This is a genomic window from Cupriavidus campinensis, from assembly GCF_905397395.1.
Taxonomy (GTDB): Bacteria; Pseudomonadota; Gammaproteobacteria; order Burkholderiales; family Burkholderiaceae; genus Cupriavidus; species Cupriavidus campinensis.
The window spans coordinates 1-18,428 of record NZ_CAJPVH010000078.1; the positions used below are offsets into that span (position 1 = coordinate 1).

Below are 18,428 nucleotides of genomic sequence, written 5' to 3' on the forward strand. Positions count from 1 at the left end.
GACAGCGCTGGCGGCACGCTGGCCGCGGCCAGCGCCGTGGCCGCCCGCAACGCCGGCCTGGCGCCGGTGCTGCAACTGCTGATCTATCCGGGCACGAGCGCGCGGCAGGACACGCCCTCGCACCGCGCGCTGGCCGACGGCTACCTGCTGACCGCCGACATGATCCAGTGGTTCTTTTCGCACTACCTGGGCCAGGACGCCGACCGCGACGACTGGCGTTTCGCGCCGCTGGACGGCGGCGGTACCGGGGCCGATGTGCGCGGGGTGTGCCCGGCCTGGATCGCCGTAGCCGGCTACGACCCCCTGCATGACGAGGGCGTGGCCTACGCAGCCAAGCTCCAGGCGGCGGGTGTGCCGGCCACGCTGGTCGACTATCCGTCGATGATTCACGATTTTTTCAAGCTCGGCCGCTTCGTGCCGGCTGTATTACAGGCGCACGCCGACGCCAACGGCGCGCTCCGTCAAGCATTCAAGACCTGAAGTCGCAATATTGCAGAACTGCAGCAGAAGAAGGAGACATAGACTTATGCAACGCCGCCATTTCATCGCCCGTGCGGGCATGCTCGCTGCCACGGCCGCGATCGGTTTCGCAGCCCTGCCGGCCCACGCGCAGGCGGACAAATTCCCCAGCCGGCCGATCCGCCTGATCATCGGCTACACGGCGGGCGGTTCCACCGATATCCCGTTCCGCGTGCTGGCCGATAACGCCTCGAAGATCCTCGGTCAGCCGGTGATCGTCGAGAACAAGCCGGGTGCCGGCGGCGTGCTGCCGGCCCAGTTGATGCAATCCACGGCGCCTGACGGCTACACGCTGGCCCAGGTCGCCATGCCGGTCTACCGCCTGCCGTACACCACCAAGATCAACTGGGATCCGGTGAAGGACCTGTCGTACGTCATCAACCTGGCCGGGTATTCGTTCGGTCTGGTGGTGCCGGCCGATTCGCCGATCAAGACCATGCAGGAGTACGTGGCCTACGCCAAGGCCAATCCGGGCAAGCTCACCTACGGCTCGCCGGGCTCGATGACCACGCTTCACCTGACCATGGAAGAACTGGCCCTGCGCCAGGGCGTGCAGTTCTCGCATATTCCTTACAAAGGCAACTCGGAATCGATGCAGGCCCTGCTGGGCGGCCACGTGATGTCGGTGGCGGACACGCCGGCGTGGGCGCCGTATGTGGAGCAGGGCAAGCTGCGCCTGCTCTCCACCTGGGGCGAGAAGCGCTCGGCACGCTTCCCGAACGTGCCGACGCTGAAGGAACTCGGCATGGGCATCGTGCAGACGTCGCCGTTCGGGCTGGTGGTGCCGAAGGGCACGGACCCGAAGATCGTGCAGAAGCTGCATGACGCGTTCAAGAAGGCGATGGAAATGCCGAACTACCGCGAGTCGCTCGCCAAGTTCGACATGGAGCCGTTCTACATGAGCAGCGAGCAGTACGCGGCCTTCGCGGCCGAGACGGTCAAGAAGGAAAAGGCCATCATCGAGAAGCTGGGCCTGGCCAAGGCGCAGTAACTCGCTGAAATACGATGACATGCGGGCGCCTTTCGAGGCGCCCGTATTTGCTTGGAGAAGTCGAAACATGGCGAAAGAGGATTTCCGCCACAGCGTGCCGCTGCGCGTGCGCTGGGCCGAGGTGGACCCGCAGTCCATCGTCTTCAACGCGCACTACCTGACGTATTGCGATATCTGCGTGACCGAGTATTGGCGTGCGGTGGGCATCCGCTATCCCGAAGACGTGCTTCACGCGCACGGCGTGGACATTTTCGTGGTGAAGTCGACCCTGGAATACCACGCCTCGGCGCGGTTCGACGACATGCTGGAGATCCGTGGCCGCATGGCCCGGCTGGGCCGCTCGAGCATGCTGTTCCGCGTGGAAATGTATCGCGGCGACGAACACCTGATCACCGGGGAGGTGATCTACGTCTGCGCTGACCCGGCCACGCAGAAATCGGCCCCGATCCCCGGGCAGGTCAGGGAGACGATCGAGGCGTACGAGGTGGTGAAGCCGGAGCGGTAGGGCGGAGGCGTTCGGGGTCGAAAACCTCCGCGGTCGAACCGCAATCGAACGGCTTAGCGCGCGATCCCCGCGTCTTCCATATAGCCGCGGATCACGTCGTCGAAGCTCGCGTCGCTCTGGAAGCCCAGTTCCACGGCGCGGGTGACATCCCATGCCGCCGGCCAGGTGCCGACGATGTTCTCGATGCGCGCCTCGCGTTGCCAGGTGACGCGGTCGGCCACGGTGTCGCCGGCCACGCGCCGGAGCGCTTCGACCATCTGCTTGGCAGTCACCGACAGGCCCGGCAGGTTCACCACACGGCGGTTGCCGAAGCGCGCGCCGTCCAGTTCCAGGCCGTTGACCAGCGCCGTGATGGCGCCGCGCGGCGACAGCAGCCACAGCGACGTTTCGGGCGCCACCGGGCAGTTGGCGGCCTCGCCGGACAGCGGTTCGCGGATGATGCCGCTGGCGAACGACGACGCCGCTGCGTTGGGCTTGCCCGGACGCACGCTGATGGTCGGCAGGCGCAGCACGCGGCCATCGACGAAGCCGCGCCGGCTGTAGTCGGACAGCAGCAGTTCGCCGATGGCCTTCTGCGCGCCATACGACGACTGCGGGTTCAGCGCGGTGTCGTCCTGCACCACGGCCGGCAGCTTGCCGCCATAGACGGCCACCGAACTCGTGAACACCACGCGCGGGCGGTGGCCCAGCTGCCGGCAGGTTTCGAGCAGCGCGCGCGAGGCATCCAGGTTCACGCGCATGCCAAGGTCGAAGTCAGCCTCGGCTTGCCCGCTGACCACGGCGGCCAGGTGGAACACGGCGCCGGTATCGGCATCCATCGCGCGGGCCAGCACGGCCGCGTCGGAGAGGTCGCCGGTGACCACGCGCACGCGCGCATCGTCGATCTGCGGCGCTACCACGTCCAGCAGCGTCAGGCGGTCGATCGTGACGGCCTTGCCGTCGAGGTTAAGGCTGCCGCGCTTGAGCAGCAGGCGGGCCAGTTGCAGGCCGAGGAAGCCGGCACCGCCGGTAATCAGTACATTCATGGTTGCAGCTCAGTCGTGTAGACGTTCAGTTCAGCGATTGAGGTACGGCTTCAGCCAGCCGAGACCCGCCGAGGTGCCCGCGCGCGGGCGGTACTCGCAGCCGATCCAGCCGTCGTAGCCGAGTTCGTCGATCACGTTGAACAGGTAGGGGTAGTTCAGTTCGCCCAGATCCGGCTCGTGGCGGTCCGGCACGCCGGCGATCTGGATATGGCCGATGCCCGCGAAGTCGCGCTTGAGCTTGACCGTCAGGTCGCCCTCGACGATCTGGCAGTGGTAGCAGTCGAACTGCACCTTCAGGTTGGCGGCGCCCACCTGCTGGCAGATGGCCTGGCCATCGTCCTGGCGGTTCAGGAAGTAGCCGGGCATGTCGCGCGTGTTGATCGGCTCGATCAGCACCGTCACGCCCTGCGCAGCGGCCGAGGCGGCGGCATAGGCCAGGTTCTCGAGATACGTGGCACGCGCCTTCGCGCGGTCCGCATCGGCGGGCACCAGGCCGGCCATCACGTGGACGCGGTCGTTGCCGATCACGCCGGCGTACTCGAGCGCCCGTGCGAACGCCGTGCGGAATTCGGTTTCGCGGCCGGGCAGGGCGGCGATGCCGCGCTCGCCCGCGCCCCAGTCGCCCGGCGGCGCATTGAACAGTGCCTGGGTCAGCCCGTTGTCATCGAGCCGCTTGCGGATCTCGGCGGCCGGATGATCGTACGGGAACAGGTATTCCACCGCCTGGAAACCGTCCGCCGCCGCGGCGGCGAACCGGTCCAGAAAATCGTGCTCGGTGTACATCATCGAGAGGTTCGCGGCAAAGCGCGGCATGGCGGTCTCCTAGGAGGAATGGGATCAGCGGTTGACCATCTTCGCGGGCGTCAGCCACACCAGCAGCGCGCCCACCACCAGGATGCCGGACAGCACATACATCGGCAGCTGCGTGCTGTGGGTCAGGTCCTTCAGCGTGCCCACCATGTACGGCGAGACAAAGCCGGCGAGGTTGCCCACCGAGTTGACCACGGCGATGCCCGATGCGGCGGCGATGCCCGAGAGGAACGCGGTCGGCAGCGACCAGAACAGCGGTGCGCACGTCAGCACCCCGGCGGCTGCCAGGGACAGCGCGGCGATGGCTACCACGGTATTGTCGGTGAACGAGGCCGCGATGGCAAAGCCCACGGCGCCCATCAGGGCCGGCACGATCAGGTGCCAGCGGCGTTCCCGGCGGGCGTCGGCGCTGTGGCCGAGGATGTTCATGACGACGATGGCGCAGATGAACGGGATGGCCGAGAGCAGGCCGATCTTCAGGTTGCCGCTCACGCCGCTGGCCTTGACCAGCGTCGGCATCCAGAACGTCAGCGCGTACTGGCCGGTCACGAAGCAGAAGTAGATCAGGCACATCCACCACACGCGGCGGTCGCTGAACACGGCGCCCAGCGAATGCACGCCGCGCTGGCCGTTGGCCGTGGCCGCGGCGCTGGCGTTGCGCTCGTCTTCCTCGATATTGCGCTTGAGCACGCGCTTTTCATCGGCGTCGAGCCACGGGGCCTTGTCGATGCCGTCGCGCAGCACGAAGACCGTGACGATACCGATCAGGAATGCCGGCAGGGCCTCGATGAAGAACATCCACTGCCAGCCGGCCCAACCGTGCGTGTCGTGGAAGGCGTCCATGATCCAGCCCGAGAGCGGGTTGCCGAACATGCCGGCCACCGGAATGCCCGACATGAACAGCGCGATCATCTTGGCGCGGCGGTCGGCCGGGAACCAGTAGGTCAGGTACAGGATCACGCCGGGATAGAAGCCCGCCTCGGCCAGGCCGAGCAGGAAGCGCATGATGTAGAACGTGGTCGGCGTCTTCACGAACACGAAGAGCGCGGAGATGATGCCCCACGTGATCATGATCCGCGCAATCCAGATGCGCGCGCCGATGCGGTGCATCAGCAGGTTGCTGGGCACTTCGAACAGGAAGTAGCCGATGAAGAACAGCCCGGCGCCGAGGCCGAATACGGTTTCCGAGAATTGCAGGTCCTGGGCCATCTGCAGCTTGGCGAAGCCCACGTTCACGCGATCGAGGTAGGCGATCACGTAGCAGAGCATCAGGAACGGCATGATGCGCCAGAACACCTTCTTGTAGGCGCGTTTCTCGATCACGGCGTCGGCGTCGAGCCGGCCGCTGGCGGGAATGGCGGACGCGCTGGCCGCCGTGTGGGTAGTATTCACGTTTGAGGTCTCCAGATTCATGGCCGTCGGATGACGGCCGGCAATCGTTGGCGCGCACGCATCCCGCGCGGTGCTGGCGGCACCACGCAGCTTGCGTCGCGAAAATCGTCGCGTTTTGTCCTAGGGGGGCGTTCTACTAATCGACGTCGGGCCTGCCCGGGGCTACCAGCGCGCCTTGAAGGCGTCGCGGAGCTCGGTCAACGCAGCCTCATCCAGGCTTGCGCGGTCGGCAAAGCCGGCCTGGTCCTTGAGCATCATCCATAACTTGGCGGTCTCCTCCAGTTCTTCCAGCGCGTACGCCGCGCGCGAGACACTGTCTTCCCACACCACCGGCCCGAGGCGCGCCAGCAGTACGCCGCGCACGTCGTTGGCCAGCGTGGCCACGCGCGCGGCCACGGCCGGGTCGCCGGGACGGTGATAGGAAATCAGCGGTATATGGCCCACCTTCATCACGTGGTACGGCGTGAGAGGGGGCAGGACATCGTCGGGCTGCCAGACGCCAGCCAGCGTCAGCGCCACCAGGTGCGTGGAGTGGGTATGGACCACGCCATGCACGTTCGGATTGTTGTCGTAGACGGCGCGGTGCAGCGTCAGCGTCTTGGACGGCTTGTCGCCGGATACCCAGCTGCCGTCCAGGCCGACCTTGGCCACGGCAGCCGGGTCGAGCGTGCCGAGGCAGGCATCGGTCGGCGTGATCAGCCAGCCGTCGGCCAGCCGGGCGCTGATGTTGCCCGCCGTGCCGACCGTATAGCCACGCTGGTAGAGGCTGGCGCCGACGCGGCAGATCTCCTCGCGCAGCGCGGATTCCGTCTTGCCGCTCATTGCGCCGCTCCCAGTGCTTGCAGCGCCTCGTCGAAGAAGTTCTCGCCGCCGAAGTTGCCCGATTTCAGGGCCAGCGCCAGCGGCGCGGCGTCCAGCGTGACCGTGGCCGGCACGCCCGGGGCGATCTGCGTGCCGATGCGCAGCGCCTGCACGGCGAGCGACTGGACCACGGCGCCGGAGGTCTCGCCGCCGGCCACCACGAAGCGGCGCGTGCCCGAGGCCTTGAGCGCGGCGGCGATGCCGGCCAGCGCGGCCTCCACCAGATGGCCGGCGCGCTCCACGCCCAGTTCGGCCTGCACGGCCTTGACCTGATCCGGGGTGGCGGTGGCGTAGATCAGCACGGGTTCGGCGTGATCGGCGGCAAAGGCCAGCGCCTCGTCCACCACCGGCTCGCCACGGGCCAGCCGCAGCGGGTCGATGCGCAGCGCCGGGCGCTTCTGGGCGATCCAGTGGGCAACCTGCCCATTGGTGGCGCGCGACGCGCTGCCAGCCAGCACCACACCGTGCCCATCGACGGACGGCACCTCGGCGGCATCCACGCGTTGCGGCAGCAGGCCGGCGCGGCGGAAGTTCTCGGGCAGGCCCAGCGCGATGCCGGAGCCGCCGGTAATCAGTTGCAGGTCCGCACAGGCCTGGCCGAGCGTGAACAGGTCGGCATCGGAAATCGCATCGGCAATCGCCAGCCGCGCGCCTTCGGCACGCAGTGCGCCGATGCGCGCGCAGGCCTCGTCGGCGCCGCGCGCCACGCTGTCGTAGCGCAGCAGGCCCACCTTGCCCTGGCTCTGGCGTTGCAGCACGCGCACCAGGTTTGCGTCGGTCATTGGCGTGAGCGGGTGGTGCTCCATGCCCGACTCATTGAGCAGCGTATCGGCCACGAACAGGTGACCGCGGAAGATGGTGCGGCCGTTCTCGGGGAAGGCCGGGCAGGCGATGGTGAAGTCGCTGCCCAGTGCATCGAGCAGCGCCTCGGCCACGGGACCGATGTTGCCGGCGTCGGTGGAATCGAAGGTCGAGCAGTACTTGAACACGAACTGCCGGCAGCCCTGGGCGCGCAGCCAGGCCAGCGCGGCCAGCGATTGCGCGACGGCGTCGGCAGCCGGGATGGTGCGGGACTTCAGTGCCACGACGATGGCGTCTGCCTGCACGGCGTCATTGGCGGTGCCGGCTGCCGGCACGCCAATCGTCTGCACGGTGCGCATGCCATTGCGGACCAGGGTGTTGGCGAGGTCGGTGGCGCCGGTGAAGTCGTCGGCAATGCAGCCGAGCAGGGGCGTGTGGCTTGATGCGGTCATCGTCGCGCTCCCTTACTTCGCCTTGGCCGCCGGCAGTTCGATGCCGGGGAAGATCTTGATCACGGCCGAGTCGTCCTCGCCGCCGTGGCCGGCGGTGGAGGCCATCATGAACATCTGGTGCGCGGCGGCGGACAGCGGCAGCGGGAATTTGCTGGTGCGGGCGGTGTCGAGCACCATCCCCAGATCCTTGACGAAGATGTCAACGGCGGACAGCGGGGTGTAGTCGCCCGAGAGGATGTGCGGCACGCGATTTTCGAACATCCACGAGTTGCCGGCGCTGTGCGTGATGACGTCGTAGAGCGCGTCGGGGTCCACGCCTTCGCGCAGGCCGAGTGCCATGGCTTCGGCGGCGGCAGCGATATGCACGCCGGCCAGCAACTGGTTGATGATCTTGACCTTGGAGCCCGCGCCATGCGCGTCGCCCAGGCGGTAGACCTTGCCCGCCATCGCGGCCAGCACGTCCTCGGCCAGCGCGTAGGCTTCGGCTGGGCCGGAGGTCATCATGGTCATCTCACCGCTGGCGGCGCGGGCTGCGCCACCGGAGACCGGCGCGTCCAGCAGCAGCAGGCCGCGCTCGGCCAGGCGCTTGCCCAGCGTCTCGGCAAAAACAGGCGGCACCGTGGCGCTGGCGATGACCAGCTTGCCGGCGGACATGGCCGGCACGGCGCCGTTGTCACCGAACAGCACTGCTTCGGTCTGCGCGGCGTTCACCACCAGCGTGATGACCACGTCGCAGCGCTCGCCCAGTTCGGCCGGATTGGCGCACGGCACACCGCCGGCATCGGCAAAGCGTTGCAGCACCTCGGGGCGCAGGTCGCAGGCGTGGACCTTGAAACCGGCACGCAGCAGCGACTGCGCGACACCATTGCCCATTGCGCCCAAACCGATGACGCCGACGTTGCGGGACATATTGAATCTCCTACGGAAGTGTTTCAGTGCGAGCGGAGGCCGTCGCGTTCGGCCGGCGTGTCCTCGCCCAGTTGGGAGAGACGGCGCGCGGCGTTGTACATGTGGGTCTGCGCGGCGTTGCGCGCGGCATCGGCGTCGCCGGCACGGATGGCCGCGACGATGGCCTGGTGTTCCTCGCGCACCTGGCGCGAGAAGTCCTCGCGGCGGGCTTCATTGGTGCGGGTCACACGCGTGGCCGTTTCGAGGTACTGGCTCAGGAAGGCCAGCGTCTTCAGGAAATAGGGGTTGCCGGTGGCTTCGGCGATGGCGCGGTGGAACGCCACGTCGGCCTGCACGCCATCGCCGCCTTCGGCCACGGTGGCATCGAGGTGCGCCAGCGCGGCGTCGATATTGGCCATGGCCGTATCGGTGCGGCGGCGCGCGGCCTGCGCGGCCACCTCGGCTTCGATCGATCGGCGCAATTCCACGATCTGGAGCACCGATTCGAGCGTGCCGGTATCGGTGAAGTCGATGCGCAGTGGTCGGATACCCGCCTGATCAGTGACGAATACGCCACTCCCCTGGCGCGATTCCACCAGCCCCTCGTACTTCAACCGGGCAATCGCCTCGCGGATCACGGTGCGGCTGACGCCGAATTCCTCGGACAGCACGGCCTCCGTCGGCAGCTTGGCGCCGCGCGGGAACGCGCCACCCTCGATCTTCTCGAGCAGTTGTTCGGCAACGCTGTCGGTCAGGGCGCGGGCGGGAATTTTCTGGAAGACGGGCACGGCGAGGGAGGGTAGTGATCAGGTAGTCAGGTCATCATACAAATTTTCGGCGCGCCTGCCGACCGGGGAAACCCTAGGATGATTGGTGCATTGCGTTACGATTTGCCCGGCGCGCAGCGTATGATTGCGCCTTTCTACAGACTTCCTAGCTGGATCGAATCATGTCCGAGACCGTCATCGTCTGCGCCTGGGCCGAAGCCCGCGAGCGCGCCCGCGCCATCCGCTACAGCGTTTTCGTCGAGGAGCAGGGCGTGCCGGTGGAATTGGAATGGGACGACATGGACGAGCCCAGCTGGCACGCGCTGGCCTTCGCCGCCGATGGCACGCCCGTGGCCACGGGCCGGCTGCTGCCGGACGGCCATATCGGCCGCATGGCTGTGCTGAAGGTGGCGCGCGGCACCGGCATGGGCGCGAAAGTGCTGGACGCGCTGATGGCCAAGGCCGCCACACTCGGCTTTCCCGAGCTGATCCTCAACGCGCAGACCCACGCGGCGGCGTTCTACGCGCGCGTGGGGTTCGAGCAGGTGGGGGAGGAGTTCGAGGAAGCCGGCATTCCGCACGTGGAAATGCGCAAGCGGATCTGAATCGCGATAATCGTGCGATTACCGCACGATTACCGGGGCGCCGGCACCGTGCCCGGGTCGCGCGCCACGTTAAGCCGGCCGCGATACATCACCTCGCCGGTCGGACCATTCGCATCGAAGCTGCGCTCGCTGAAATCGAAACGGCCATCGTGCCGCACGCGCAGCAGCGTGCTGGCGCGCGTGCCGTAGCTCGGTGAGCGGATGAACGACGACGACAGCAGCTTTTCCCATTCCGGCGCCACGCCCGTGCGCGGCAGTTCCCAGTCGGGTGCCTGACGGTCGTCGGCCAGCAGTTGCAGGTACGGTTCCGCGCTGGCGCTTGCCTGGCCGCTATCCGCCGCCAGCACTTCGCACAGCGCGCCCACGCGGCTGCGCACCTTGGGCCATGGCGTATCGAGCAGCGCGTTGGACAAGCCGTAGAGGCCCGGCTTGAGCCGCTGCGGCTGGCGCGACGGCGAACGGTTGCTGTACCACCAGAGGTCGTGCAGATCGCTCGCAAGCAGGTTGAAGCCGTTGTAGGCGCCGTGGTCGCCCGCCAGCGCATGCAGGTATTCATCGGCGCTCTGGTCGCCGCGCAGGAATTGGGACACCAGCTCACCGCGCGAGCGCGCATCGGTGCGCTTCTCGGACGGCGCGCGGTAATTGGTCAGCGCGGCAAAGCGCGCGCCGGCATGACCGTGACCCGCGTGACCCGCGTGGCCGGCATGCTGGGCGTCGGCGCCCGCAATCCCCATCCACGTGCCGGGTTCGCCAATCACTTCCGCGAGGTCGCGGCCGCCCAGCACCTGGGGGGCATCCTGCCACCAGTGCGCAGCCGCCGCCGGGCGGGCGTAGAACTCGTCGCGGTTGCCGGCAACCACCAGGGCATAGTCCGGGTGCGATTGCCAGGCCACCAGAATCAGGCACATAGCACTTCCTTTACAACTTGATCGGTCGATGTCTTGGCACAGCACACGACAAGACACCTACAAGACATCGAGATCCACGAACCGTTCCGCCATCCGCTCGCCGCTGACCCACTGCGACAGCCCGCTCTGGTGCCACAGGCCCGCGAGCGTGGCCTCGAAGGCGGGTGGCACATCGGCATAGCATTCCATCCAAGTTTGCAGGCCGGCGCGGGTCTCGGGCCTGCGCATGAGCGTACCACCAATCCCGGTAGCTTCCGCCACCGTTTCCATCCAGCGGTGCCAGTGGGGCAGGGCCTCGACGGCCCGCTCGTCCGGTACCTTGAAGTAGACGTACAGATGATCGCTCATGTCGGCGCTCCGGGGGGATTCAGCCGGCCGCCTCGGCCGCATTCGGCAGCGGCACTTCGTACGGCAGCGCACGCGTGGCCACGGCGGGGCCATCGGCGGCGCCCAGCCGCAGCGCGCCCGCCGCCGCGTCGATCTTCAGTTCCGCCAGCGCGTCCCAGCCGCCCTCGGGCGACGGCGCCGCGTTGACGATCATCCCGCAAGGCTGTTCCGGGTCTTCCGGGCGGAAGATCTCGGCGGCGGCGGCCGGTACCTCGCCCTCGCCATGCAGGCGCCACATGCGCCGCTTGAGCGTGCCGCGATACTGGCTGCGCGCCACCACTTCCTGGCCTGGATAGCAGCCCTTGCGGAAGTTCACGCCGCCAATCAGCTCGAAATTGATCATTTGCGGCACGAACTGCTCCTGCGTCGGCGTGCTGATGCGCGGCACGCCGGACATCACGTCGAGCCAGTCCCAGAACGCCGGCGCGGCGGCGTCGAGGTTGCCGGACAGGGTCTGTTGCAGGGCGGCGATGCGGTCCGCCGGGGCCACGATCTGCCAGCGCGGGGCGCCATCGGCATCGGCCAGACGAATCACGGTGACGCCTTCGGCACTCGCCGCCTGGAGCGGCCCCTGCGGGGCGGGCAGGCCCGCCACGGCGAGCGCGCCAGCAGCAGCCGGGCCGGCCACGCCGAGCACGCCATGCGTGGCGGAAAGATCGGACAGCTTGGCCTTGGCGCGCAGCACGAACATGCTCAGGCGCTTCTGGATGGCCGGCTGGATATCGGCCGAGATCTGCAGGACGATGCCGTCGGCATCGCGCCACATCAGGAAGCTGGCTTGCAGGCGGCCCTTGGGCGAGCAATAGCCGGCCAGCCGCGCGGTGTCGGGGGACAGATCCTCGACGGCGTTGGTCAGCTGGGTGTGCAGGAACGCGGCGGCATCGTCGCCGGCCACGCGGATCAGCCCGACGCCGGCAGGCACGGCAATCACGCCGGTGCGGCGCAGCGATTCAAGGCTCGAAGCCAGGGTGGGAGTTGCGTTGGACATGCAATCAGGCCGGTTGGCGAACAGGTGACGGGGCGCGGCGGCACGCGCAAAGGGGTGCCGTCGCCTCCTCTATATAGGGACGCTTGCCGCCAGGGCAAATCGCAACGTGACGATGCGGGCTCGTGGCGGCGCGGGGCTCCCGGTATTATATGGGGCTGTCGCCATTCCGGCCCGCCGCCTTGCCGATCCCGACCTGACGTTGGGGGCATGGCGTTGGCATCACCCTGGCGTCGCCATTTCACCCATCCTCCATGAAACGTATTGTTCTGCGTCTGGTCGGGGTCCTGCTGGTCTTTGCCCTGGCAGCCGCCGGCGGCTTTGCCTGGTGGGCGCACCAGCCGGTCGGCCTGTCTGCCTCGCCTGTCGAGGTCATCATCAAGCCCAGCTCGGGCGTCGCCAGCGTCGGCCGCCAGATCCAGCGCGGCGGCGTGGCGATGGACCCGCGCCTGTTCCAGCTGCTGGCCCGCATCACCGGCCACGGCGCCGACCTCAAGGCCGGCGGCTACCAGTTCGAGACCGGCATCACGCCGCTCGACATCATCGAGAAGATGGTGAAGGGCGAGGTCACGCACTATGTGGTCACCGTGATCGAAGGCTGGGAGTTCCGCAAGATGCGGGCGGTGGTCGATGCCAACCCGGCGCTGAAGCACGACACGGCGGGCATGTCCGACGCCGACCTGATGAAGGCGATCGGTGCGGCGGAACCGTCACCCGAAGGGCTGTTCTTCCCCGATACCTACCTGTTCGCACGCGGCAGCAGCGACCTCGAGCTGTATCGCCACGCCTACCGCGCCATGCAGAAGCGCCTGAACGAAGCCTGGAACGCGCGCGCGCTGGACCTCCCGTACAAGACCCCGTACGAGGCGCTGGTCATGGCGTCCATCGTCGAGAAGGAAACCGGGCAGGCCGTGGAGCGGCCGATGATCGCCGCCGTATTCATCAACCGGCTGCGCAAGAACATGATGCTGCAGACCGATCCGACCGTGATCTACGGCGTGGGCGAGTCGTTCGACGGCAACCTGCGCAAGAAGGACCTGCTGACGGACACCCCGTACAATACGTACACCCGCACCGGCCTGCCGCCCACGCCGATCGCGCTGCCGGGCATCGCCTCGCTGGCTGCGGCCACCACGCCGGCGCCGTCCGATGCGCTGTACTTCGTGGCGCGTGGCGACGGCAGCAGCCATTTCTCCAATTCGCTTCCCGAACACAATCGCGCGGTAGATAAATACCAGCGCGGCAAATAAGCCTTTCATGCGCGGAAAATTCATTACCTTCGAAGGCATCGACGGCGCCGGCAAGAGCACCCATATCGACTGGGTGGCCGAGCGCCTGCGCGCACGGGCCGATACGGGCCGCGTGGTCACCACGCGCGAGCCGGGCGGCACGCCGCTGGGCGAGGACCTGCGCCAGTTGCTGCTGCACCGGCCGATGCATCTGGAAACCGAGGCGCTGCTGATGTTCGCGGCGCGCCGCGAGCATATCGCCGAGGTCATCGAGCCGGCCCTGGCGCGCGGCGACTGGGTGATCTCGGATCGCTTCACCGACGCCACCTTCGCCTACCAGGGCGGCGGGCGGGGCCTGCCCACCGCGCGGCTGGAAGTGCTCGAGACCTGGGTGCAGGGCGGCCTGCAACCCGACCTGACCCTGCTGTTCGACGTGCCGCTGGAGACCGCCAGCGCGCGGCTGGCCGGCGCACGTTCGCCAGACAAGTTCGAGGCCGAATCGCGCGCCTTCTTCCAGCGCACGCGTGACGAATACCTGCGCCGCGCGGCAGCGGCCCCGGAGCGCTTCCGCGTCATCGACGCCACGCGCGCCATCGAAGAAATTCGCGTAACGCTCGAGGAAATCATTGCAAGTCTTTGATTTGGATGGCCTATATGGCGGTGATGATGTCCGCTTGCCACCCTCCGACAATACATGAGCGACCCCCGCTAACTAACTGAATCGGCATGCTTTATCCCTGGCAACGAGAAGACTGGCAACGACTGGCCGCGCTGCGCCCCCGGCTGCCGCACGCGATGCTGCTGCATGGCCAGCAAGGCATAGGCAAGCGGGACCTGGCGCTGCATTTCGCCCAGGGCCTGCTGTGCGAGTCGCCGCTTGCCGATGGCCAGCCGTGCAATACCTGCGGGGCCTGCCACTGGTTCAGCCAGGGCAACCATCCCGATTTCACGGTGGTGCGCCCCGAGGCGCTCGATGCGAGCGGCGAGGCGGACGGCGAGGCTGAGGGCGGCGCCAAGAAAAAGGCGCCGAGCAAGATCATCCGCATGGAGCAGGTGCGCGCGCTGATCGAGGCCGTGGGCGTGGGCACGCACCGGGCCGGGCTGCGCGTGGTGGTGGTCTATCCGCTGGATGCCCTGCAGACCGAAGGCGCGAACGCGCTGCTGAAGACGCTCGAGGAGCCGCCGCCGTCCACCGTGTTCCTGCTCGTGACCGACCGCCTGGATCGCGTGCTGCCGACCATCCTGTCCCGCTGCCGCCAGTTTTCCGTCGAGCGCCCCACGGCAGGCGCCGCGCTCGACTGGCTGCGCAGCCAGGGCGTGGCCGATGCCGAGGCGCAACTGGCGCTGGCCGGCGGATCGCCGCTGACGGCGCTCCACGCCGCCGAGGCCGAGGAGCAGCCGATGCAGCGCTGGCTGGTCTCGCAACTGGGCACGGGCGCCGCGTTCGACGCACTGGCGGCCGCCGAGCAACTCCAGAAGCTGCCGGTGCCGGCCGTGCTCGGCACGCTCCAGCGCTGGACCTATGACCTGCTGGCGCTCTGCGTCGGCACCGGCGCGGTCCGCTATTTCCCGAAGGAGCAGGCGGCGCTGGCGCGTTGTGCCGGCGCCACCGATGCCCACCGCCTCCAGGCGTTCGGCGCGCGGCTGGTCGGCCATCGGCGCAACGAGAACCATCCGTTGGCTGCGCGCCTCGTCATGGAGTCCGTTTTCCTCGATTACCGGCATTTGTTCCAGGGAAGTGCCGCCGGGCGATAGGAATCGGGCGCTGCCCGTGGTAAAAGCTAACGCAGTCAAGCTGTCGATTTGTCAAACGCGCCAAATAGCGCCGCACCAAGCGGCCAGGGCGCAACGCAAAACAGGGGTCAAACCATGAATGCACCAGTCACCGGGGCGCCCGTGCGTCCGGCCGCAGCCGCAGCACCCGCCGCACCCGCAGCACCCGCCACCGTGCCGGGCCAACCTGCCACGGCGGGCGCCGCACAACGGCCGAACGTACTGTCGCTGTCGATCAAGGACCAGGCGGGGCTGTACGCGGCCTACATGCCGTTCCTGACGCGCGGCGGTATCTTCGTGCCGTCCAACCGGCCATTCCGGATTGGCGAGCAGGTGTTCCTGGTGCTGTCCCTGCTGGACCGCCCGCAGAAATACCAGGTGCAGGGCACGGTGGCGTGGATCACGCCGGCCGGTACGCCGATGAAGACCCCCGGCGTGGGTGTGCATCTGCCCGAGGACGACAACGGCCGCAACCTGCGCCGTGCCGTGGAGGAAATCCTGGGCAAGGCCATCGATTCCGGACGGCCGACCCAGACCTTGTAGCAATCTAATCATCTACGCGAAGTCTGCTTCGCAAGTATTTGTTATTCATGCGAATTTCCGATTTCATCCTGCGCCTGGCCACGCCGGCCGACCTGCCCGGCATCGTCGAGATCTATAACAGTACGGTGCCATCGCGCATGGTCACGGCGGATACGGAGCCGGTGAGCGTGGCGTCCCGCCAGGCGTGGTTCGACGCCCATCAGCCGGCGCGTCGCCCGCTGTGGGTGTGCGAGGATGCCGAGGGGCGCATGGCCGGCTGGCTCAGTTACTCGGATTTCTATGGCCGTCCGGCCTATGGGGCGACAGCCGAGCTGTCGATCTACCTGCACGCGGACCGCCGCGGGCAGGGGCTGGGGCGCTATCTGCTGGAGCAGGCCATCGTCCATGCCCCGAAGGTGGGCGTGACCACGCTGCTCGGTTTCATCTTCGGCCACAACACGCCGAGCCTGGCCCTGTTCGAGCGCCATGGCTTTGCCCGCTGGGGCGACCTGCCGCGCGTGGCGGTGCTGGATGGCGTTGAGCGCGATCTCGTGATCGTCGGCCGCCGGCTCGACTGACCCGCATCCAGAGACTGACGATGTTCGTTGATTCCCACTGCCATATCGATTTCCCCGAGCTGTCCGAGCGGCTGCCGCAGCTGCTCGAGAACATGAAGGCCAACCAGGTCACCCATGCGCTGTGCATCTCGGTGACGCTGGAGGACTTCCCGCGCGTGCTGGCGCTGGCCGAGCAGCATCCGAACCTGTACGCCTCGGTGGGCGTGCACCCGGACTACGAGGAGGGCGAGGACCCCACGCTCGAGCGCCTGCTGGCACTGTCCGCGCATCCGCGCGTGGTGGGCACCGGCGAGACCGGGCTCGACTACTACCGGCTCAATGGCCGCAGCATCGCCGACATGGAATGGCAGCGCGAGCGCTTCCGCACCCATATCCGCGCCGCCAGGCAGACCGGCAAGCCGCTGATCATCCATACCCGCTCGTCGGCGGACGACACGCTGCGCGTGATGCGCGAGGAAAATGCGCGCGAAGCCGGCGGTGTGATGCACTGCTTTACCGAAACCTGGGATGTGGCGAAACAGGCACTCGACGAGGGCTTCCATATCTCGTTCTCGGGCATCGTTACGTTCAAGAGCGCGGCAGACCTCCAGGCAACCGCCAGGAAGGTGCCGCTGGACCGCATACTGATCGAGACCGATTCGCCCTATCTGGCGCCGGTGCCGTATCGCGGCAAGACCAACGAGCCGGCCTGGGTGCGCCATGTGGGCGAGTTCATCGCCCAGTTGCGCGGCGTGCCGGTGGAAACCATTGCCGAACAGACAGCGGATAATTTCTTCCGTCTCTTCAAGCACATAGACAGGAATGCTCATGCTTGACATGAAGATTGTGCGCGGCGTTGTGGCCGCCCTGATGCTGGGCGCCGCCACGGCAAGCTGGGCCGCCCCGGCGGACGACATGCGCAAGGCCGTGGAATTCGACGATGCCAACACGGTGCAGAAGCTGCTGGCGCGCGGCGTGGACCCGAACCTGACCGATGCCCGGGGCAACCCGATGCTGGTGGTGGCGCTGCGCGAGAAATCGATCAAGGTCGCCACGGTGCTGATCAAGGCCAAGAACATCGACTTCGACAAGACCAACCCGGCTGGCGAGAACGCGCTGATGATGGCCAGCCTGCAGGGCGAGCTGGACATGGTGAAGCTGATGGTCGACGGCGAAGAGGCCGAGATCAACAAGAAGGGCTGGGCGCCGCTGCACTACGCGGCCTCCAACGGCCATAACGAAGTGGTGAAGTACCTCGTCGATCACGCCGCCTATATCGATGCGGAAAGCCCCAACGGCACCACGCCGCTGATGATGGCCGCGCGCGGCGGGCATATCGACACCGTGAAGCTGCTGCTGGATGAGGGCGCGGACCTGCGCCTGAAGAACCAGCAGAGCATGACCGCGATCGACTTTGCCGAGCAGTACAACCAGAAGGAGATTGCCGACGGGCTGAAGTCCCGCTGGCAGAAGCTCTATGGCGCGGTGCCGGCCCCGGCACCGAAGCCGGTGCCCTACAACCCCTCGGGCAGCCCGGGCGCACCGAACAAGCAGCCGCAGCCCAAGCCGTACTGAGCGGTACTGAGCGGTACTGAGCGGTACTGGGCCGTACTGAGCCGGCGCCAGCCGGTTCAGGGGAATTCCGATTCCGTGATGGTCACGCTCTTCGACTTGCCCATCACGCTGTAGAGCGTGAGCGTGTTGTTGGCGAAGCTCGTGCCGTTGGCCTCCTGGATCTCCTTGAGGTCGAAGCGCTCGGAACGGAAGATCTCCCCGGAGTCGAGGCTCCGGTAGCGCACGTCGTAACGGCCGGGCGCAATATTCTCCATCGTGAACATCGACCCGCTGCGCACGAAGCTTGTGCGTACGGGAATCGCCGCGTCACCCTCGATCGATACCAGTTTCAGGAACACATCGGACAAATTGCGCGTGTTATCCACGGTCACCGTGGAGAGCCCGTTGCTGTTCAGCACCGGATAGCCGGCCAGATAGCCCGAGCGGCTCGGCCACGGCATGCCGCGCGGCGTGTTGGCGGGCCGGCTGTAGCGGGGCGGCTGAGGCGGGAAGGCTTCCTCGGCGCGGGCCGGCTTGACCAGCGCGACGGGGGTGTCGGCGGCCGAGCTGGCGCTGGGCGTCCAGTCGCCAAGCAGGACCACGATGCTGGCCCCCACCGCGATATAGAGCAGGAACGCCAGATGGGCCGGCAGTGGCTGGCCGCGCGGGGGCGGGCCATCGGGCCGGGGTTCGGGTTTGGGGCGGAAACGGGTCTTTTCGCCGCGCGAGGGGCGGGCTTCCTCGGCTTTCTGCGAAGTTTTGCTGCCAGCGCTGCGCGCGGAGGCACCCTGGGCGGACGCACCGCCGGCCTTGGCACCCCCAGCCGTCCCGGAAGCACCGCTGGCGGCACGAGGCTGCCGGGGCTGGGCCTGCGGGCGCGCCGTCTGGGGCCGCGCG

22 protein-coding genes are annotated in these 18,428 nt (G+C 67.6%); 11 read left to right on the plus strand and 11 right to left on the minus strand.

What is annotated here, in order from left to right; all coding sequences use genetic code 11:
- The 3 genes from KHO18_RS25815 to KHO18_RS25825 form a co-directional block, all read left to right on the plus strand.
- Positions 1-480, plus strand: a 480-nt coding sequence (locus tag KHO18_RS25815) for an alpha/beta hydrolase fold domain-containing protein (protein ID WP_211944131.1), incomplete at its 5' end; no start/stop codon positions are given.
- Between the two features lie 46 nt (positions 481-526).
- Complete coding sequence (locus KHO18_RS25820; RefSeq protein ID WP_144195521.1) at positions 527-1,510, plus strand: tripartite tricarboxylate transporter substrate binding protein; 984 nt, start codon at positions 527-529, stop codon at positions 1,508-1,510.
- A gap of 67 nt (positions 1,511-1,577) precedes the next feature.
- Positions 1,578-2,015 (plus strand): YbgC/FadM family acyl-CoA thioesterase, encoded by a 438-nt coding sequence (locus KHO18_RS25825; RefSeq protein ID WP_144195519.1) that lies wholly within the window; start codon positions 1,578-1,580, stop codon positions 2,013-2,015.
- Positions 2,016-2,068: 53 nt separating this feature from the next.
- Here the strand turns inward: KHO18_RS25825 and denD are convergent, their stop codons facing one another.
- The 7 genes from denD to KHO18_RS25860 form a co-directional block, all read right to left on the minus strand.
- Positions 2,069-3,040 carry a D-erythronate dehydrogenase gene (denD, locus tag KHO18_RS25830; protein ID WP_144195517.1) on the minus strand — a complete coding sequence of 324 codons (972 nt, stop codon included), beginning with the start codon at positions 3,038-3,040 and terminating at the stop codon, positions 2,069-2,071.
- 30 nt (positions 3,041-3,070) lie between these two features.
- Positions 3,071-3,853 carry a 2-oxo-tetronate isomerase gene (gene otnI / locus KHO18_RS25835; protein ID WP_144195515.1) on the minus strand — a complete coding sequence of 261 codons (783 nt, stop codon included), beginning with the start codon at positions 3,851-3,853 and terminating at the stop codon, positions 3,071-3,073.
- Between the two features lie 24 nt (positions 3,854-3,877).
- Positions 3,878-5,242, minus strand: coding sequence for an MFS transporter (locus KHO18_RS25840; protein ID WP_144195513.1), 1,365 nt, complete (start codon positions 5,240-5,242; stop codon positions 3,878-3,880).
- A gap of 162 nt (positions 5,243-5,404) precedes the next feature.
- Complete coding sequence (gene otnC, locus KHO18_RS25845; protein WP_144195511.1) at positions 5,405-6,064, minus strand: 3-oxo-tetronate 4-phosphate decarboxylase; 660 nt, start codon at positions 6,062-6,064, stop codon at positions 5,405-5,407.
- Positions 6,061-7,356, minus strand: a complete 1,296-nt coding sequence (gene otnK / locus KHO18_RS25850; RefSeq protein WP_211944132.1) for a 3-oxo-tetronate kinase — start codon at positions 7,354-7,356, stop codon at positions 6,061-6,063. Before otnK ends, otnC begins: the two co-directional genes overlap by 4 nt.
- Positions 7,357-7,368: 12 nt before the next feature.
- Positions 7,369-8,265: an L-threonate dehydrogenase gene (gene ltnD, locus KHO18_RS25855; RefSeq protein WP_092293190.1), complete on the minus strand. Its 897-nt coding sequence runs from the start codon at positions 8,263-8,265 to the stop codon at positions 7,369-7,371.
- A 23-nt stretch (positions 8,266-8,288) separates the two neighbouring features.
- Complete coding sequence (locus tag KHO18_RS25860; protein ID WP_144195507.1) at positions 8,289-9,032, minus strand: FadR/GntR family transcriptional regulator; 744 nt, start codon at positions 9,030-9,032, stop codon at positions 8,289-8,291.
- 161 nt (positions 9,033-9,193) lie between these two features.
- Here KHO18_RS25860 and KHO18_RS25865 point away from each other — a divergent pair, with 161 nt between their 5' ends.
- Positions 9,194-9,616 carry a GNAT family N-acetyltransferase gene (locus KHO18_RS25865; RefSeq protein ID WP_211944133.1) on the plus strand — a complete coding sequence of 141 codons (423 nt, stop codon included), beginning with the start codon at positions 9,194-9,196 and terminating at the stop codon, positions 9,614-9,616.
- A 29-nt stretch (positions 9,617-9,645) separates the two neighbouring features.
- On the opposite strand, the gene KHO18_RS25870 is transcribed toward KHO18_RS25865, so the two are convergent.
- From KHO18_RS25870 to ygfZ, 3 genes are read right to left on the minus strand one after another with little or no spacing between them, the layout of a single operon-like run.
- Complete coding sequence (locus KHO18_RS25870; RefSeq protein ID WP_144195503.1) at positions 9,646-10,524, minus strand: NRDE family protein; 879 nt, start codon at positions 10,522-10,524, stop codon at positions 9,646-9,648.
- 57 nt (positions 10,525-10,581) lie between these two features.
- Positions 10,582-10,872: a DUF4936 family protein gene (locus KHO18_RS25875; protein WP_144195501.1), complete on the minus strand. Its 291-nt coding sequence runs from the start codon at positions 10,870-10,872 to the stop codon at positions 10,582-10,584.
- 19 nt (positions 10,873-10,891) lie between these two features.
- The gene (gene ygfZ, locus KHO18_RS25880) at positions 10,892-11,899 is read right to left on the minus strand and encodes a CAF17-like 4Fe-4S cluster assembly/insertion protein YgfZ (protein ID WP_211944134.1); all 1,008 of its coding nucleotides are present in this window, start codon (positions 11,897-11,899) and stop codon (positions 10,892-10,894) included.
- A 251-nt stretch (positions 11,900-12,150) separates the two neighbouring features.
- On the opposite strand from ygfZ, the gene mltG reads away from it, so the two are divergent.
- From mltG to KHO18_RS25915, 7 genes are all read left to right on the plus strand, one after another.
- Positions 12,151-13,146 (plus strand): endolytic transglycosylase MltG, encoded by a 996-nt coding sequence (gene mltG / locus KHO18_RS25885; protein WP_211944135.1) that lies wholly within the window; start codon positions 12,151-12,153, stop codon positions 13,144-13,146.
- A 7-nt stretch (positions 13,147-13,153) separates the two neighbouring features.
- Complete coding sequence (gene tmk, locus KHO18_RS25890) at positions 13,154-13,765, plus strand: dTMP kinase (protein WP_144195495.1); 612 nt, start codon at positions 13,154-13,156, stop codon at positions 13,763-13,765.
- Positions 13,766-13,851: 86 nt separating this feature from the next.
- The gene (locus KHO18_RS25895; RefSeq protein ID WP_211944136.1) at positions 13,852-14,880 is read left to right on the plus strand and encodes a DNA polymerase III subunit delta'; all 1,029 of its coding nucleotides are present in this window, start codon (positions 13,852-13,854) and stop codon (positions 14,878-14,880) included.
- 114 nt (positions 14,881-14,994) lie between these two features.
- Positions 14,995-15,441, plus strand: a complete 447-nt coding sequence (locus KHO18_RS25900; RefSeq protein WP_144195491.1) for a PilZ domain-containing protein — start codon at positions 14,995-14,997, stop codon at positions 15,439-15,441.
- A gap of 47 nt (positions 15,442-15,488) precedes the next feature.
- The gene (locus tag KHO18_RS25905) at positions 15,489-15,998 is read left to right on the plus strand and encodes a GNAT family N-acetyltransferase (protein ID WP_211944137.1); all 510 of its coding nucleotides are present in this window, start codon (positions 15,489-15,491) and stop codon (positions 15,996-15,998) included.
- Between the two features lie 20 nt (positions 15,999-16,018).
- Positions 16,019-16,813, plus strand: coding sequence for a TatD family hydrolase (locus KHO18_RS25910; RefSeq protein WP_211944138.1), 795 nt, complete (start codon positions 16,019-16,021; stop codon positions 16,811-16,813).
- Positions 16,806-17,552, plus strand: a complete 747-nt coding sequence (locus tag KHO18_RS25915; RefSeq protein ID WP_144195485.1) for an ankyrin repeat domain-containing protein — start codon at positions 16,806-16,808, stop codon at positions 17,550-17,552. The genes KHO18_RS25910 and KHO18_RS25915 overlap by 8 nt, the downstream gene beginning before the upstream one ends.
- 56 nt (positions 17,553-17,608) lie before the next feature.
- On the opposite strand, the gene KHO18_RS25920 is transcribed toward KHO18_RS25915, so the two are convergent.
- Positions 17,609-18,428: J domain-containing protein (locus KHO18_RS25920; RefSeq protein WP_211944139.1), on the minus strand; the 820-nt coding region annotated here is incomplete at its 5' end.